Here is a 16,605-nt window from a genome sequence, read left to right as displayed (position 1 = left end):
AAACATGGCGACAACAAATGGCGTGAAAGTCAGGTAGATCGCCCCCCCACGTCGGGTCAATCTCGGATATGCCATCCAGCGCTCAGGCGCGCAGGATGACGGCCGCCGGATCGTGGAAGAAGCTGCCGATGCCGATCAACGCCGATTGCGCGCCGGGGACCTGCCGATTGCCCAGATTTCCGCGCAGTTGCCGCGCGGCCTCGGCATAGAGATTGGCCCCTCCCGCGCGGCCGTGCGCAAGCCCGCCGCCATCGGTCAGAACGGGCACGCGGCCGTCGAGCATCAGGATATTGCGGGTGCTGTCCCACGATGTGCTGAAATAGTCGGTCGCCTCGCCGATGCCGCAGTAACCGGCAGCTTCGGTGATGGCGATGGCGTCCATCGTATATCCGTCATAGGGATAGAACAGGTCGATATCCGGCAGCCGCAGTTCGCTGCGGTCCCACAGACCGGACATCGAAACCTGGAACGAATTGTCCCGCCAGCCCGCGAAATTCTCGTAATATTCGCCGATGCGCGTGCCGCCCAGGGCCACGGCATGCACGAAAACCGGCTTCACATTAAGATCGCGCGCACGCTCGGCCGTGGTGATGACAAGCGCCTCGGCGCAGTCGCACGGCACGTCCATGTCGGCCACCTGCATCGGGTCCCAGATCATGCGCGAGGCGTGATAATCCTCCAGCGAGAGCGCCGACTGAAACACCGCCTCGGGATTGAGCGCACCATAGCTGCGGGTGTTCACCGCGAGCATGGCGAAAGCGTCCTTGTTGACGCCGAAATCGTGGCAATAGCGCCGCATGATCGCGGCATAGGGTTCGCCCGAGTGGATCCAGCGCTTGGCGAAATCCCCCAGCCCCACATCGCCGCCGATGCCCGCAAACTGCGCCGCACGGGCGCGGAACGGGTCGCGGGCGGCCGCGCGCGACATGCCGGGCGAGCGCACATTGGCCTGCACCAGCAGCGCCATGTCGCACAGGCCGGAGAACACCGCCTCCACCGTGTAGACCAGTGCCGAGCCGAGCCAGCCATTCTTGCCCCATGTGCAGCGCTCTATCCCCAACGCGCCCTGAAGGCTCAGGAATCCGGCATTTCCCATCGCCAGCGAGGTCATGCCGGAACCGCAAATGCCGTCGATCTCCTGCCGGTCTATGCCCGCGTCGGCGATGGCCTTGACCGCCGCTTCAAGCCCCAGCGAAAGCTCCGAACGCTGCAAGTCGCGCCCGTAAGGGCTGGAGCCGATGCCGACTATCGCGACCCGATCGCGAAGAGGATTGCGTGCCATGGTATCCCCTCAGCCGGCCGGTTCGAAAGCGGGCCAGTTTCGACCGGCTTCCTCGATCCACTTCAGGCGCAGCGGCATGTCGTGGCGCAGCGCGTCCGGCGGGCATCCCACCACACGCGACAGATAGCGGAGCCCCGGCTGCTCGGCCAGTTCCACCGCCACCGTCAGGATCGGCTCGTAGAGCGGTGTGTCGGGATCACGCGATTGGTAGATCAGCGTCCACATATAGAGGCTGCCCCGGCCGCTGACTTCGGTCGGCACCACGTTCCACGAAAGGCAGGCCGGGCACAGCGGGCGGTGCGGATAGATCCAGTGGCCGCAGTCCGAGCACCGGTTGATGAGCAGCCGTCCGCACATCAGCCCCCGGTAATGGGCGATATTGTCCCGATCGATGTGGACGTCGGGATAACGGGCAAAGACCTCTGCATCGTCCGGTTCGCTCATTCTGCGCCCTCCCGGCGGAATAGCGGCACGCTGGCATTGGCGGCCGGCTGCCAGACCACCTCGACGCGGTCTCCGATCGCCACGTGCGCCGGATCGGCATCGACCAGCACCGACACCAGGCGAACGCCCGGCGCCGCATCGAATTCCACCAGCGCGGGAATGCGCCATGCAGGCGGCGCGTCGGGCTCGGCGCCGCGAACGGGCAGGATCGTGAACGAATAGAGCCTTGCCTGCCCAGCCGCGACCCACTCGACCGGCTGGGTGTGACACTCGGGACAGAACGGCCCCGCCGGCCAGCGGAACGTGCCGCAGGCAAGACATCGCGGCATATGCGTCTCGCCGCGCGCACCGGCCTGCCAGAACGGCTCGCTCCATGCGTCCATGGGCACTTCGAAAGTGGAGAAATCCGGGGTGATGCTGCGGGTCATAGGGCGTTCGTCAGAATAGCGGCGGTCATCGGAGTGGGCGCGGGACCGCCGGTTACCAGCGCCGTTCGGGCTTCGGAGACCTGATTGACGGCAACCCCGCGCAATTGCTCCACGGCCTCGCGAATGTGAGTCATCCCCACGACATAGGCCTCGGACAAATGCCCGCCATGCGGATTGACCGGGATCCTGCCGCCAAGCCGGATGGCCCCGCTCTCCACGAACGGGCCGCCTTCGCCGCGCGCGCAAAAGCCGAAGTCTTCCAGTTGCATGACGACCAGGGGCGAGAAGTGATCGTAAAGGCAGGCCACATCGATATCGTCCGCGCCCATGCCGGTACGTTCGTAAAGCCGCCGCGAGACATCCATGCCGCCAGCCGAGACGAACGCTTCGGCGGTCTGGCCAAGCCAGAAGAACGCGCGGCCCCAGTCACGGCTGCCGTGCTGCGCGGCGCCGGCAATGTAGACGGGCTTGTGCGGCAGGTCCCGCGCGCGTTCGGCGCTTGTCACCACGAAGGCCAGCGCGCCGTCGGTTTCGAGGCAGAAATCGAACTTGCACATCGGATCGGCCAGCATCGGCGCGGCCATGTATTCATCGAGCGTGACAGGTTTGCGACGAAACGCGGTCTCGCGCGTGGCGGCGGCGGCACGCGATGCCATGACCACTTCGGCAAAAGCCTCGCGCCGGGTGCCGAATTCGTGGCAATGGCGCCGTGCCTGAAGCGCCAGCGCCTGCCCCGGCCCCTGAAGCCCGGCAAGCCGATGGAACACGTTGTCCGGGCTGGCCGCGAAGTTGCCCAGTGCCTGCCCGACGCGGCGCCCGATCTGTTGGGTCGCGCCGATGCACACCACCGTCCGGGCGCGGCCGGTCTCGACCGCCATCTCGGCCAGATCGAGCATGCCCGCCATACCGCCGCCGAACGCCGAGACGCAGTGCGCGAACGTGACGTTCCTGAGCCCGAGCTGCTCGATAATCATGCCGGTGTCGAAGCCGAAGGCGAAGAAGGCTAGGCCGTCCACGTCATCGATCCCGAGCCCGGCATCGGCCAGCGCGGCGAGGACGGCCTTGTCGATCAGTTCGATCAGCGTCTGCGGCGCGCTTTCGCCGCGAAAGTAATAGGGCGTCGCTCCGCTGCCGACGATTGCCGCCGTGGGGCCCGCTGTGGGTTTGCGCGCCATCACCCGGCCTCCGCGGCGAGTTTGGCGGGCAATCCGCCCGGCACATCGCCCTCATCGCCAATGCGCAAGGCCGGGCCCTTGTTCGGCAGCAGGAGGAACAGCAGGCTGCCCGCGAAGACCGCCACCGCCATCAGCCCCAGAAACGGAGCGAAGGTATTGCTCAGCCGCAGCGAAATGCTGAGCGCCAGCGCGCCTAGCGCCGAGGCGGCGAAAACGCCGACATAGACGCAGCTGAGCGTCGAGCTGAAGATGCGCAGGCCGAAATGGCGCGCCACCAGAAACGACTGCAAATCTCCCTCCGCGCCGACGGCGATGCCGATCATGGCCATGGACATCCCGATCACTACGGTCTGGTCAAGCGGGCTGGCCAGCAGTGCGTAACCGATCGACGGCACGATCATCGAGACGGCCGCCACGTAAGGCGCCGGAAACCGGTCCAGCGCCAGCCCGCAGGCGATCCGTCCGACCACGGTCCCCAGCCCGTAGACCGAGATCATCGCCGCGACCGACCCGCTGCCGAGGTGATTGTCATGCAACATCATCCCCATCTGCGAGGAATGAAGCGGGGTCTGCAATGTGCAGAGGAACATGGCGGCGAAGATCACCCAGAACGTGCTGCTCGACAGGATCAACCGATAGTCGCCACGCGGCGCCGGCGTCTGGACATGCACGGAAGTCGGGGTCATTCCCGCCCCCTGCTCCGCCGGGATCAGTGCGATGGCGAGAAGGCTGCACGCGAATACGCCGGCCGCCAGCAGACGATACCCCACACGCCAGCCCCACGCGTCGATTGCCGTCGTCAGCACAGGCGCGGCGATGGCGCCCAGGATAGCCGGGGCAATCGTCACGATCGTCAGGGCAAGCCCCCGCGCCCGCGTGAAATTGGCCGCGATCAGCCGCGTGTAGACCACCGGACTGGTGAAGCTGCCCAGCATCAGGATCGAGCAGGAAATCGCGAAATAGACCAGAAACACCCCGTTCATCAGGCTGTAGGCGACAAGGCAGGCCGGAATGCCGAACGCGCCCACCAATGCCACGCGCCGAACGCCGAAACGGTCCGCGAAGCGCCCCACGAACGGCAGGGCGATCAGCGTCGTCAGCATCGACAGGCCGATCAGCGCAAATTGCGAGCGCGACCAGGCGAATTCCTTGACGAGATAGGGCCCGAAAATCGTGGTCGTATAGCTCATCAGCATCAACCCGGCCCCGGTGCCGAGGCTTGCCGCGAACAGCGTGCGGGCATTGGTCCTGAGTTCACCGAGGTAGGTCATCGCGTGCATCCTTCGGCCGATATCCCCTGTCGGCCGCCGCAGCCGACAAGATGACAAGAACTCAACGACTTCCGATCGCAAAGCGAGCGGTAATGCCCACTTCGCGCTCTGCGGTCATGCTGATGTTCCGATAGGCGCTTGCCGGCGCCACTCCGCCCACCACCGAAGCGCCGCTGACGGGCGCCGTCGCCGTGCGGGACAGGACGCGGTCGGTATCAAGCATGTTCTTGGCATAGATCCCGATGTCCCAGCTATCGTCCTCCGCACGGATGCCGGCGAAGAGATTGATGAGCCCATAGGCGGAGATGTCGTCGATCGGGTTGGTGGGATCGTTCTTCGACTTGCCGTAGAAGGTGACCAGACCGCGCAGATACCCGTCGATGGAGCTGCTCAGCCCGGTTTCGTAACTCGACTGAAGCGTGGCGACGAACGGCGAGTTCGTGCCCGAGCGCAACTTGTCGACCTGGCAGACGGCCACTTGCTGGCCGCCCGTGGCAGCCAGAATATCGGCCGCCGTGGGAATACCGGCGTAGGGATTGCACGGGATCGTGGCGTTGGTGATCCGGCCGTTGGCATAGCTCAGATTCGCCCCGATATCCCAGCCCCGCATCGGCGTTCCGCCCACTTCCAGTTCAATGCCGTCCACCTTGGCGGGAACGCCTACCGTGAGCGTAGTGATCGACCGCACGCCCGTCGTGCCGCCGACGTCGGAGATGTAGAAGATGTTCGGTGCCGCGTAAGCGAAGTTGTCGAACGTCTGGTGATAGCCGGTCAGGTTCACCCGCAGCTTGCCGTCGAGCCAGAGAGACTTGATGCCCAGTTCGTAGGACTTCGATTTCTCGGGGTCCGGGTAATAGAGGCTGGCAAGCAGGCCATAGGGCTGGGACTGGTTGCGCAGTTGCACCGGGTTGGTGGCCGAACCCGGCCGCCATGAGGTGCCGAAGCTGGCATAGGCCATCAGGTTTCGCGTGAAGTTGTGCTTGAGCGAGGCGGAATAGATGGTCGCGTGGAGCACCCGGTCCTCGTCGGCAGCGGGGATATCGACGCCATTGGTGCTGAGGCCGCCGGTCGAATGATAGCGGATCCGCCGAATGCCGCCGGACAGTTCGGTGGACGCGCCGATATGCGCGGTGAGGTTGCCGAAGAACGACCGCTCGAACGATCCCCCCGTGCGCAGCACCGACGTGTGATTGAGCAGCAGCGGCCTGGCGGTGCTCCCCGCGAACACCGGCGTCTGGATGTCCAGCAGCGTGGGATTGTCGTTCTTGTTCCACAAAGCGCCGACCACGTAATCGAAGATCCCGGCGATGCGGGTGTCGGACGAGAGGCGCAATTCGTGGTTGGTCTGCGTCGCGGTGATATCGGCCACTTGCGCCGCGTCGAGGAACGCTTGCGGCACCGTTGCGGGCAGCGCCGCGCCAAGGTCGTTGGTCTGGCTGGAGTGGATCTCCTGCCGGTTGTGCGAACCGACATAGTTCACCGACTGTCCCCACACTTGCAAGTGCGCGGACCAGTTGTAGACCGTGAAGGCCTGCCGGTAGGTATAAGGCGCGTACATCACCGAAAGACGATCCCCGGGCGCGATGGGGATCGGGGACGGCGCCGCCGTCGGGTCCGCGTAGTCGAGCGATTCCGCCTGCACGAACGTCACGGCCTTGCGCAAGGTCGTTGTGTAGGACCCGTCAAGCGTCAGGGCATCGAACGGCACGGCCCGCAACGACACGCGCCCGCCTTCGGTGCGGCGCGATGGATCGGTGGAATTGTTGATGCTGGAGATGCGGTTGTCATCCCCTTCGTCAAGGATGCCGGCAAGGCGGATACCCAGCCTGTCGTTGATGAGCGGAATATTGAGCGCGGCCTGCCCGTTCACGTCGCCCCAGGTGTTCACCGTGCCCGAGATGCTGCCACCCACCTCGATCAGATCAGGGCGGCGCGTGGTGACGGTGATCGATCCCGAGGGGGACGCCCGCCCGCGCAAGGTCCCCTGCGGCCCGCGCAGGACTTCGATCTGGCCGATGTCGAACATCGACTGGAACAGGATCGGCGCCGAAGTGGGGGCATCGTTGAGATAGAATTCGATGGTACCATTGTTGCCGCTGGCGTTCACGTCGTAGGCAATGCCGCGCAGCGTTGCCCGCGTGGCAATGCCGTTCGGGTCCTGCGCGAGCGTCAGGCCCGGGACGAGGCTCTGGATTTCCTTGAACTCGCGGACATTCAGCTTGCTGATTTCCGCCCCTGTCACGGCCTGAACGGTGAGCGGAACGTCCTGCAACGTCTCCTCGCGGCGGCGGGCCGTGACGATGATCTCGCCCACGCCGATGGCGGACTGCGACGACGAATTCTCTGCCGTTTCCTGCGCGAGAGCGGGATCGACAAGACCCATAAAGCTGACTCCCGCGAGCAGCAGCGTACCAATTCCCCTCATTATGTCCTCCCCAGGCATGTTGTTTTTGTGAATTGGAATGGCGTAAAATCAGGGTGTTATGCCGGTGTTTTCTCCTGCGCCCAGGCTGCCAGAGCGATACGATCGAGCTTTCCGCTGCCCAGTCTCGGCAAGTCGCCCACGAAGACCACATCACGCGGCAGCTTGAAGTGCGCGAGCCGGGGTTTCAGCCATGACAGCAGGTCCTCCCCGCTGAGCGGGCGGTCCGTCCGGCAGACGATGTAGATCCGCACGGCTTCCACCTTGCGCGCGTCCTCGACGCCCACGGCGGCGCAGTGTTCGACGGCCTCGTGCTCGCAAACGGTCCGCTCGACTTCTTCAAGACTGACGTTTTCGCCGCCGACTTTGGCCATCAGCTTGATCCGGCCGCGATAGGTGACGAAGCCCTCTTCATCGACCGAGACGAGGTCCTCGCTGCGCACCCAGCCCTCGGCATCCAGTGCCCGTGCCGTCTCCTCGGGCTTGTTCCAGTAGCCGATCATGGTGTTGCCCCGCACCCATGCCTCGCCGATCTGACCGGGCGCGACGTCGAGCCCGGTTCGCGGGTCGATCACGCGCACCTCGTTGCCTGGCAGCGGCCGACCGCCGCTGGCGTGCTTGTCCCGCGGATCGGCCGGTCCGGTGATGGCGCAGGGACCGTAAGTCTCGGTCAGGCCGAAGGGGGAGAACGCGAATTCGACGTTTGGAAGCACCGTGCGCGCCGCCTCGTTGTGCACGTGGGCCAGCCGCAGGCTGTCCAGCACGATGCCGCGCGCATGCGCCTCCATCACGGCTTCCTTGCCCAGCACGCCGATGAACACGGTGGCGCGCTCCTGCTGGATCAGGCGGATCGCCAGATCGACATCGAAAGCCTCGGTGAACACCAGTGTACCGCCCTGCGGCAGCATGCTCATCAGCCCGTAGATGCTGCCCCCCGCGTGGAACAGCGGCATCATCGAGAAATAGGTGTCGCCCTGCCCCATACCCGTGCGCTGCGCATGCAGGATACCGTTCGCCACGAAGCCGCCCTGCTGGAGCATCACGCCCTTCGGAAAGCCGGTGCTGCCCGAGGTGTACTTGACCATGATGAGGTCTTCGGGCGTGGCCGCGAGCGCCATGCGGTCGGCGATCGCCAGCCATTTCTCGCGCGTTTCGGGGGCCGCATCCTGAAGCGCAGACCAGTCGTAGGCGCCCCGATGCGAAGATCCGGAGCGGCTGTAGACCACCACATTGCGCAGATCGGGCAAATCCCGCGAGCACAAGGCACCCGGCGCCGTCGTCTCACCAAACTCCGGGCAGATCTGCGCCAGCATGTCCGGCATGTCGAGCTTGCGGAAGCGGTCGAGCATGATGAGGTGCCGCGCGCCGGACTGGGCGATGCAGTACTTCACTTCGGGCGGCTTGAGGAACGTGTTGATCGGCACCACCGCCGCGCCGAGCCGGACCGCCGCGAAGCACGAGACGACCCATTCGAGGCGATTGGTCATCCACAGCACCACGCGGTCCCCGCGCGCCACGCCTATGCTGGCGAGGCCTGCCGACATGTGGCGCACGCGGTCGAGCAACTGGGCATACGTCAGTCGCCGGACGACGCCTTCATCGTCGGCGCCGACAATGGCATCGCGCTCCGGATCGAGCGCGGCGGCATCGACCAGCGCCTGCCACAGCGTGCGGGAACGGGCTGCCTCTAGCGCCGCGCGGTCAGCGTCGCTGGCGGGAATCCAGGCGATCGGCCGGGCCTCGGTCATGGTCTCTTCCGGCATCAGGCCACCGCGAATTCGGGATGGTTCAGACGGAACAGGCGCGCAGCGTTGCCGCCGACGATATCCGCCTTCTCCCGTTCGGAAATGTCGATACCGTCAAACAGATGCGCGATGACCTCGCGTGAACGCGGGAACGTGCCTTCGTGATGCGGATAGTCCGCGCCCCAGAGCAGCGCCGATGTCCCCGTGACCGAGCGGGACATGATGCAGGCCCGGTCAGTCTGAAACGAGCAGGCCACCTGCCGCGCGATGATTTCGTGCGGCAGCAGCGATAGCTTCGGGCGTACGAACGTCTCATGCGCCTCATAAACTTCGTCCATCCGTTCGGCGAGCGCGGCCAGCCAGCTGGCGCCGCCCTCGATCACGCAGACCCGGGCGCCCGGAAACCGATCGAGCAGGCCGCCGGCGACCATCGCGCCGATAGTGATCATCCCGTCGGTCGCCTGCACCATGTAGTTCATCACGGCGCCGCCCGCGCCCCGAAAGCTGCGGACATCGTTGCGCCCGGTGCCAGTGTGCAGTGCGAAAACGATGCCCAGCCGCTGGGCCGCGTCGAACACCGGGTCCCACGTATCGCTGGTATAGGCGGGCAGGCCGGAATCGCGCTCGATCAGGCTCGGCAGCATCGCCGATGTGAAGCCGAGCGCCGCCAGCCGCTCCATCTCCGCAACCGTCTGCGCGAAATCGCGCACCGGCAGGATCCCGCATCGCACGAAATAACGGGTGTGGTCCTTCAGCAGGCCGTGCAGCCAATCGTTGTAGACTTGCGCCGTGGCCAGTTCGGCCTCGGCATTCTCGATCATGTAGGCGGTCAGCCCCAGGCTGGGAAACACGATCTCGGCATCGACGCCGTCCAGCGCCATGTCTTTCAGGCGATATTCGATCTCCCGGTTTCCGCGCCGGTCGGGGCGGCCGAACGGCTCGCCATCGGGGCCGATGCGCGGCGGCCCGCGTTCGATGGGCACGCGCTGGAGCACTTTGTCTCCCGCCTTCGACAGGATGAAATCCCCGTCCTTTTCAGCATGCAGGCCGAACTTGCGAAGCGAAGGGGGCAGGCCCTCGCTGAACAGGTCGTTGGGTTCGACGATATGCCCGTCCGCGCTGAAGACGAAAGTCATGGCTGCTCCTCCGGGGGCAGGGGCAGGAGCAGCCGCGCGGCGCCGGATTTGAAGCGAATGCAAGGCGCCCTCCGGCAACGACGATCCGTTGCCGGCAGAACTGATCCCAAGCACCCTTCCCGTACGCGGCGCGGCTCTGCGCTGCCTCTTGTTGTAACGGGCTCAGCCTATGTCAGGAGAAGCGCACGGAACATTCGCTATTGCCATATATCTCCCATCGAATTTTCCGATGGGTTCATTCGTGCTCGAACAGGAAGTGGTCGAACGCCGCGACCAGACGGCTGCGGCGGATCGAGGAAGGCCGCGCCAGACTGAACGCACGGGTATAGGAAAACCCCGCGACATCGAGCTGCACCAACCGCCCGTTGTCGAGATCGAACTGGACCAGCGCGCGTGACAGGCAGCCGATTCCGCCCCCGGCAATGACGGCATGGCGCACGGCCCAGTTGCTGGTGGATTCGAACGCGACCGGCAACTGGCCAATCTCCTCGTGCATGTAGTAGCGCAGGCGCGCGGTTTCCGACGAGTTCGCCTCGCGCAAGCACCAGTGCGCGTCCCTCAGGTCGGCGATCTGCAATGGCCCGCGCCGGGCGAGCGGGTGATCGGCACTGACCACCAGCACCAGCTCGTCCGTCTTCCACCGCGTCAGCTCGATACCCGGCACATTGGGGAAATTCTCGATCAGCGCGGTCTCGATCTCGAACCGGCCGAGGCGTTCGAACAGAGTCAGCGTCGATTCCGATTCCACCCGGATCTGGACTTTGGGATGACGGCGCATGAACTCCACACAAAGGCGCGGCAGTTCGGTTTCCGCGATCGTGGCGGTCGCACCGATCACGAGCTGGCCGCTCAGTTCCCCCTGCCCGTCGCGCTCGATATCTTCCAGTTCGCCCAGTACCGACCGCACCATCGGATGCAGGCGGCGGCCTTCGTCGGTGATCTGAAGCGGGCGCCCCTTGGCATGGGCGAACAACTGGCGGCCCAGCACGATCTGAAGATCGCTGATCGCGGTGCTGGCCGCGCTCTGACTGACATTGAGCTTCGCGGCGGCGGCCGTCACGCTGCCCAACGTGGCCACCGCGTCGAATACCTGAAGCTGGCGAATGGAGATCTTCATGATGGCAAGCGCCTCATCCCGGCCTGTTTTGGCACATCGTAGGAGTCATCGGAAAAACCGAAAAGCCCCCTCAGGACTTTGCGGGTATTTCGCGGTGCTCCCGGTCGTATCATCGCCGCATCAAAACAGAGAGGATGCCATGAACACCGCCACGCTGGAGCGCTCGCAGACCGGTTCGTCGATCAAGGTCATCGATGCCGACACCCATCTCACCGAACCGCACGACATGTGGGTAAAGCGTGCGTCGGCGGCCATGCGCGACAGGGTGCCGCAAGTGAAGATGCTGAACGGCACGCGCAGCTGGGTGATCGACGGGGACAAGTCCATCGGCACCGGCGCGCATCCCAACAGCGCGATCCTCAAGCAGGGCGGCAAGGTCCGCGACCTCGACACGTTCCTGAAATTGCAGTTCGAGGACGTGCACACCGGATCCTCCTCCGTGAAGGAGCGTCTGGCGGTGATGGACGAGGCGGGCATCTACGCGCAGATCGTCTATCCCAATATCCTCGGCTTCGGCGGGCAGGCGGCGGCCAAGGTCGATCCGGAACTGCGGCTCGAATGCGTCAGGATCTACAACGACGCGGTGGCGGAATTGCAGGAGGAAAGCGGGCAGCGCCTGTTCCCGATGGCGCTGTTGCCCTGGTGGGACGTGAAGCAGGCCGTGCGCGAGACCGAGCGCTGCATCGCGATGGGCCTGCGCGGGATCAACATCAATTCGGACCCGCACACCAGCACGGATGCGGACGGCAAGCCGCTCCCCGATCTCGGCCATGAACACTGGTATCCGCTCTGGGAAGTGTGCGAGGACAAGGACCTGCCGATCAACTTCCACATCGGCGCCTCGGAAACTGCGATTGACTGGATGGGGCAGCAGGGCTGGCCCTCGCTGCCGCGCGACTTGCGCTCCGGCATCAGCGGCGCGATGCTGTTCTTCAACAACGGCAAGGTGGTGTCGAACCTGATCTATTCGGGGCTGCTCGACCGGTTCAGGAAGCTGAAGTTCGTCTCGGTGGAGAGCGGGATCGGCTGGGTGCCGTTCCTGATGGAAGCGCTGGACTACCAGTTGCAGGAAATCGCCGAGACCAAGAGCTTCGACAAGAAGCCCTCGGAATACTTCAAGAGCAACTTCTACGCCTGCTTCTGGTTCGAGGAAGGCCGCAGCGCCGCCGAAACCGCGCGTAAGGTGGGCATGGACAACGTCCTGTTCGAAACTGACTTCCCGCACCCCACCAGCCTCTATCCCATCGATCACCTGGAAAACCGGCTGGACGGCTTCACGTTTGAGGAGAAGTCGAAAGTCCTCAGCCTCAACGCATCGAAGCTCTACAAGATCGAAGTCTGACCGGGGAGGTCAGCGCAGGCAGCAAGGGCACGTTCCTCGCTGCCTGCTACTTATATTCCAATAAGATCGGGGCGCCGGGGCCCGGGGAGAGAAAGCCTTGAAAATCTGTCGCTTCACATTGGCCGATAGCCCGGAAATCCAGCGCCTCGGGATTGTCGAAGGCAGCTTCGTTCACGATGTCACGGCCAGCACGGACGCATTGCCTGCCTTGCGATGGCCATTCCCGCCGGGGGACCAATTGATCGGCCAGTTGCCGCATCTGCTTCCGGTCATGGCGGATCTTGCGCAGACCATGCCGCCCATCGCGCTGGATGCGGTGCGCCTGCTCTCGCCGGTGGCCAACCCTTCCAAGGTAGTGTGCGGCGCAGGCAACTGGAAACACCACGGCGCCCCATTCGGCATGATCGGTTTCATGGGCAAGTCGGCAACGGCAATTGTCGGCGCCGGTACCCCCGTGGAAATCCGCTGGCCGGACCGCACCACCCTGCACGAGCCCGAACTCGCCATCGTCATCGGGAGCAAGTGCACGAACGTCTCGCAAGCCGAAGCGCTCGATTATGTTGCCGGCTATGCCTGCGCCTTCGACACCACGCTCAAGCCCGAGCGCGAGGACTGGGCCTTCTGCAAATCGTTCGACACTTACGGCACGCTGGGCCCATGGCTGGTCACGAAGGACGAGATCCCCGATCCCTCGGCGCTGTCCTACAAGTTCTGGGTGGACGACGACTTGCGCGGAGAGCGTAGTTTTGCGGACCTTACCGGAGCACCTGCGGAAATGATCGCATTCGCCTCTACCGCGATGACGCTCTATCCGGGCGACATCGTGCTTTCGGGCGCCGCCGATGTCGGCCCGATCCGGCCGGGAGAAACGATGACCATCGAAATCGGCGGGATCGGCCGGATGTCGGTGCCGATCGTGCTCTCTCCCCATGCGCGCGCCGGGCAATAGGCGCCGCCTCAGGAAGCGGGAAGCATACCCTCGACAAGGATAGCTTCCCGCCTCGTGAAAAAGGGCGCGTCAGGCGCCGAGCAGTTCCGCCATCTCGACCACGCGCTTCTCCCGCGCGCTCAGTTCCGCCGCCGCGCCGATGGCAACGGCCAGCAAGCCGTCGCGCGCGGTGACCTGAACCTCGCCCTCGCCGCGAACCGCGCGGGCGAAAGCCTCGTGCTGGTAGAACGTCGCGCCGTGGTGCGAGCCGGCATCCATCGCCGCCTCGTCCACCGCGACATGCCAGCGCTCGACCGCCTTGGGTCCAGGCCAAGGCACGCGCGGCGACCAGACGAGATCACCGGGCGGGATCAGCACGTCGAGACGGCCCTTGTCGCCGGTCGCGCTCATCTCTTCCTGATGCTCGGCGCCCTCGGCAAACATGCACAGATCGAGCAGCGCACGGGTGCCGTCTGCAAAATCGACAGTGGTGAAGCTGTTGTCGATGATGTCGGGCTGGCGGCCGTCATAACGCTCATCAATGTGGTTCACATCCATTGCGCCCGAGCAGTAGACGCGCACCGGCTCCGAACGGGTGATGAGCCGCATCAGGTCGAAGAAGTGACAGCACTTTTCCACCATGGTACCGCCGGTATTGGCCGAGAAACGGTTCCAGTCGCGCACCTTGACGAGGAACGGGAAGCGATGCTCGCGGATCGAGAGCATCTGCAAGCGGCCAACCCTGCCGCCGTGGATTTCGTCGATGAAAGCCTTGGCGGGCGGCATGAAGCGGTATTCCATGCCGGTCCAGAACACCGCCTTGCGGGCCTCGGCGCGTTCGACCACCCAGCGGGCATCGTCCATCGTCGTGCAGAGCGGCTTTTCGCAGAGGATCGCCACGTCGCTGTCCAGCAGCGGTTCCAGCACCGCCCGGTGCGTGAAATTCGGCGAAACCACGACGACCGCATCGAGGCCCGCGTTGGCAATCATGCTGGCGCTGTCGGCATATTCGGCCACGCCCTCGGCCTCGACTCCCAGCGCGTCCTTGGCCAAGCCCAGCGAGGTCGGCTCAGGATCCGCAATTGCAACAACTTGGGCGCCTTCAAGGATTTTAAGGTTGTGGATGTGTTCCACACCCATCATGCCGGTACCGACGATCCCGTACCGCAAAGCGTCTTTCATTTCGGCAATCTCTATTATATCGGTTGAGAATATGACCCTCCCCCTATCGACCCAATCCGTCCCGCTCGGCAAGAGTGGAATTTCCGTTTTTCCGATTGCCTGGGGCATGTGGCGGCTCGCCCGAGCCGACGGCAATGACGATATCGGCGCCATTGTCGCGCGTATCGAAGCCGCTCTCGAAGCGGGCATCACACTGTTCGACACCGCAGATATCTACGGCTGCGACGCCGCGCTCGGCTTCGGCGGTGCGGAGCTGCTGCTCGGCAAGGCGCTCGCCGCCCGGCCCGACCTGCGCGCGCGTATGGTGATCGCCACCAAGGGCGGCATCGTGCTGGGCGTGCCTTACGATTCGAGCCCGGAATATCTGAACAAGGCGCTCGAAGCCTCACTGGAACGCCTCGGCCTGCCGTCGGTCGAACTCTACCAGATCCACCGCCGCGATTTCCTGGCCCACCCGCGTGACGTGGCCGCAGCCCTCTCCGCCATGGTCGAGAGCGGTAAGGTCAAGTCCATCGGCGTGTCCAACTACAGCCCCGCCGAGTTCGAGGCGCTGCAAGCCTTCCTGCCCTTCCCCATCGTCTCCACCCAGCCGGAATTCTCGGCCGCGCGTTATGCGCCGCTCTATGACGGCACGCTCGATCAGGCGATGGCCCGCGATGTGGCAGTACTGGCATGGTCGCCGCTCGGTGGCGGCCGCCTTGCTTCGGGTTCGGAAGAGCCGGTCGCGAAACTGCTGGCCGCGCAGGGCGAACGCTTTGGCACCGATGCCGCCGCTGCCGCGCTCTCGTGGGTCATGGCGCATCCCTCGCGCGCGATCCCCATCGTTGGCTCGCAGAACCCGGAACGCATCCTCGCCTCGCGCGATGCGCTCAAGGTCGAATGGACCGCGCCCGAATGGTATGCGGTGCTGGAAGCCTCGATGGGAGCACGCCTGCCGTGACGTTGCCCCCCTGCGAGATCAGCTGGTTCTCGGCGCTCTGCGACGACGACTACGAGTTCCTCGGCCAGCCGGACCCGATGCTGCGCTCCAGCTGGGAGCACTGCCGCAATATCGTGACCGCCGCCGAGGAGGGCGGTTTCGACAACGTGCTGCTGCCTTCCGGCTATGCGCTCGGCATCGACACCACTGCCTTTGCCGCAGCCATCGCCACGCAAGTCCGCCGCATCAAGCTGCTGATGGCCGTGCGCATCGGCGAGATGTGGCCTGCCCAGCTTGCCCGCCAGATCGCCACGATTGACCAGATCTTAGGCGGCAGGCTGAACATCAACATCATTTCCAGCGAAATGCCGGGCGAAACGCTCGACGGCGGCGCACGCTATGAGCGCACCACCGAGGCCATCGAGATCCTGCGCACCCTGCTCTCGGGCCAGCCGCTCGATCATCAGGGCCGGTTCTGGAACCTGAAGCTCGACGCGCCGCGCATGATCGCGCCGGGTTCGAAGTGTCCGCCGCTTTACTTCGGCGGCCTGTCGGAGCCCGCCCGCGAAGTCGCCGCCAAGGGCTGCGACGTCTACCTCATGTGGCCGGATCGCATGGAGGCGGTGAAGGAAACCATCGCCGACATGCGCGCCCGCGCGGCGAAATATGGCCGCAGCTTGCGCTTCGGCTACCGCGTCCACGTCATCGTGCGCGAAACCGAAGCGGACGCACGCCTTGCCGCCAACCGCCTGCTCTCGCGCCTCGACGCGGCCGAGGGTGCGGCGATCCGCGCGCGTTCGCTCGACTCCCAGTCGGTCGGCGTGCAGGCGCAGGCGGCTTTGCGCGAAACCGCGAGCGATGACGGCTACGCCGAGGACAATCTGTGGACCGGCATCGGCCGTGCCCGCTCGGGCTGCGGCGCCGCCATCGTTGGCGATCCGGATCAGGTACTGGCGAAGCTTCAGGCCTATCGCGAAGCCGGGATCGATGCCTTCATTCTCTCCGGTTATCCGCATGCGGCGGAGGCGGATCTATTCGCCCGGCATGTGCTGCCTAGGATCGATCACGGCCCATTGTCGCTCTGATTTCAGGCGTTTCCCGGTTCCTCCACTGCAAGGGGAGGTGGCAGCGGCAAAGCCGCTGACGGAGGGGTGAAACGGGCTCGGGCGTGGCGCCACGCCGAGAGCCCGACACCCCTCCACCACCCTTCGGGC

14 protein-coding genes are annotated in these 16,605 nt (G+C 65.0%); 4 read left to right on the top strand and 10 right to left on the bottom strand.

Annotated elements, in window-relative coordinates; translation table 11 throughout:
* Positions 1–82: 82 nt before the first annotated feature.
* From AC1VVM_RS17530 to AC1VVM_RS17490, 9 genes are all read right to left on the bottom strand, one after another.
* Positions 83–1,282, bottom strand: a complete 1,200-nt coding sequence (locus tag AC1VVM_RS17530; protein WP_482906624.1) for a thiolase family protein — start codon at positions 1,280–1,282, stop codon at positions 83–85.
* Positions 1,283–1,291: 9 nt separating this feature from the next.
* A complete protein-coding gene (locus tag AC1VVM_RS17525) occupies positions 1,292–1,726 on the bottom strand; it encodes a Zn-ribbon domain-containing OB-fold protein (RefSeq protein ID WP_482906623.1) in 435 nt (144 codons plus the stop codon).
* Entirely contained in the window at positions 1,723–2,154 is a 432-nt protein-coding gene (locus AC1VVM_RS17520) for a Zn-ribbon domain-containing OB-fold protein (protein ID WP_482906622.1), read from the bottom strand. Before AC1VVM_RS17520 ends, AC1VVM_RS17525 begins: the two co-directional genes overlap by 4 nt.
* Positions 2,151–3,329 (bottom strand): thiolase C-terminal domain-containing protein, encoded by a 1,179-nt coding sequence (locus AC1VVM_RS17515; protein ID WP_482956970.1) that lies wholly within the window; start codon positions 3,327–3,329, stop codon positions 2,151–2,153. The genes AC1VVM_RS17520 and AC1VVM_RS17515 overlap by 4 nt, the downstream gene beginning before the upstream one ends.
* Positions 3,329–4,600 (bottom strand): MFS transporter, encoded by a 1,272-nt coding sequence (locus AC1VVM_RS17510; protein WP_482906620.1) that lies wholly within the window; start codon positions 4,598–4,600, stop codon positions 3,329–3,331. Before AC1VVM_RS17510 ends, AC1VVM_RS17515 begins: the two co-directional genes overlap by 1 nt.
* Positions 4,601–4,661: 61 nt before the next feature.
* Positions 4,662–7,025 (bottom strand): TonB-dependent receptor, encoded by a 2,364-nt coding sequence (locus AC1VVM_RS17505; protein ID WP_482906619.1) that lies wholly within the window; start codon positions 7,023–7,025, stop codon positions 4,662–4,664.
* Between the two features lie 56 nt (positions 7,026–7,081).
* Positions 7,082–8,770, bottom strand: a complete 1,689-nt coding sequence (locus AC1VVM_RS17500; protein ID WP_482906618.1) for a class I adenylate-forming enzyme family protein — start codon at positions 8,768–8,770, stop codon at positions 7,082–7,084.
* 14 nt (positions 8,771–8,784) lie between these two features.
* On the bottom strand, positions 8,785–9,903 hold the full coding sequence (locus AC1VVM_RS17495; protein ID WP_482906617.1) for an amidohydrolase family protein: 1,119 nt from the start codon (positions 9,901–9,903) through the stop codon (positions 8,785–8,787).
* A 235-nt stretch (positions 9,904–10,138) separates the two neighbouring features.
* Positions 10,139–11,020, bottom strand: coding sequence for a LysR family transcriptional regulator (locus AC1VVM_RS17490; protein WP_482906616.1), 882 nt, complete (start codon positions 11,018–11,020; stop codon positions 10,139–10,141).
* Positions 11,021–11,159: 139 nt separating this feature from the next.
* Between AC1VVM_RS17490 and AC1VVM_RS17485 the strand changes: the two genes are divergently transcribed.
* Together AC1VVM_RS17485 and AC1VVM_RS17480 are read left to right on the top strand one after the other, a co-directional pair.
* The gene (locus AC1VVM_RS17485) at positions 11,160–12,362 is read left to right on the top strand and encodes an amidohydrolase family protein (protein ID WP_482906615.1); all 1,203 of its coding nucleotides are present in this window, start codon (positions 11,160–11,162) and stop codon (positions 12,360–12,362) included.
* Positions 12,363–12,459: 97 nt separating this feature from the next.
* Positions 12,460–13,311, top strand: coding sequence for a fumarylacetoacetate hydrolase family protein (locus tag AC1VVM_RS17480; protein WP_482906614.1), 852 nt, complete (start codon positions 12,460–12,462; stop codon positions 13,309–13,311).
* Between the two features lie 69 nt (positions 13,312–13,380).
* Here the strand turns inward: AC1VVM_RS17480 and AC1VVM_RS17475 are convergent, their stop codons facing one another.
* Positions 13,381–14,472, bottom strand: a complete 1,092-nt coding sequence (locus tag AC1VVM_RS17475) for a Gfo/Idh/MocA family protein (RefSeq protein ID WP_482906613.1) — start codon at positions 14,470–14,472, stop codon at positions 13,381–13,383.
* A gap of 31 nt (positions 14,473–14,503) precedes the next feature.
* Here AC1VVM_RS17475 and AC1VVM_RS17470 point away from each other — a divergent pair, with 31 nt between their 5' ends.
* Together AC1VVM_RS17470 and AC1VVM_RS17465 are read left to right on the top strand one after the other, a co-directional pair.
* On the top strand, positions 14,504–15,412 hold the full coding sequence (locus tag AC1VVM_RS17470) for an aldo/keto reductase (protein ID WP_132385926.1): 909 nt from the start codon (positions 14,504–14,506) through the stop codon (positions 15,410–15,412).
* A 2-nt stretch (positions 15,413–15,414) separates the two neighbouring features.
* Complete coding sequence (locus AC1VVM_RS17465) at positions 15,415–16,476, top strand: LLM class flavin-dependent oxidoreductase (protein WP_482906750.1); 1,062 nt, start codon at positions 15,415–15,417, stop codon at positions 16,474–16,476.
* Positions 16,477–16,605: the final 129 nt, after the last annotated feature.

The organism is Novosphingobium sp. BL-S-33 (assembly GCF_056857025.1).
The sequence above is the reverse complement of the archived record's forward strand: the minus strand, read 5'-3'. Positions and strand labels throughout refer to the sequence as shown.

Excerpts from the sequence above, each read along its gene's own strand:
- AC1VVM_RS17500 (WP_482906618.1), bottom strand. The coding sequence starts at position 8,770 with ATGACCGAGGCCCGGCCGATCGCCTGGATTCCCGCCAGCGACGCTGAC.
- AC1VVM_RS17515 (WP_482956970.1), bottom strand. The coding sequence starts at position 3,329 with ATGGCGCGCAAACCCACAGCGGGCCCCACGGCGGCAATCGTCGGCAGC.
- AC1VVM_RS17505 (WP_482906619.1), bottom strand. The coding sequence starts at position 7,025 with ATGAGGGGAATTGGTACGCTGCTGCTCGCGGGAGTCAGCTTTATGGGT.
- AC1VVM_RS17510 (WP_482906620.1), bottom strand. The coding sequence starts at position 4,600 with ATGACCTACCTCGGTGAACTCAGGACCAATGCCCGCACGCTGTTCGCG.
- AC1VVM_RS17490 (WP_482906616.1), bottom strand. The coding sequence starts at position 11,020 with ATGAAGATCTCCATTCGCCAGCTTCAGGTATTCGACGCGGTGGCCACG.
- AC1VVM_RS17470 (WP_132385926.1), top strand. The coding sequence starts at position 14,504 with ATGACCCTCCCCCTATCGACCCAATCCGTCCCGCTCGGCAAGAGTGGA.
- AC1VVM_RS17485 (WP_482906615.1), top strand. The coding sequence starts at position 11,160 with ATGAACACCGCCACGCTGGAGCGCTCGCAGACCGGTTCGTCGATCAAG.
- AC1VVM_RS17475 (WP_482906613.1), bottom strand. The coding sequence starts at position 14,472 with ATGAAAGACGCTTTGCGGTACGGGATCGTCGGTACCGGCATGATGGGT.
- AC1VVM_RS17525 (WP_482906623.1), bottom strand. The coding sequence starts at position 1,726 with ATGAGCGAACCGGACGATGCAGAGGTCTTTGCCCGTTATCCCGACGTC.
- AC1VVM_RS17495 (WP_482906617.1), bottom strand. The coding sequence starts at position 9,903 with ATGACTTTCGTCTTCAGCGCGGACGGGCATATCGTCGAACCCAACGAC.
- AC1VVM_RS17530 (WP_482906624.1), bottom strand. The coding sequence starts at position 1,282 with ATGGCACGCAATCCTCTTCGCGATCGGGTCGCGATAGTCGGCATCGGC.
- AC1VVM_RS17520 (WP_482906622.1), bottom strand. The coding sequence starts at position 2,154 with ATGACCCGCAGCATCACCCCGGATTTCTCCACTTTCGAAGTGCCCATG.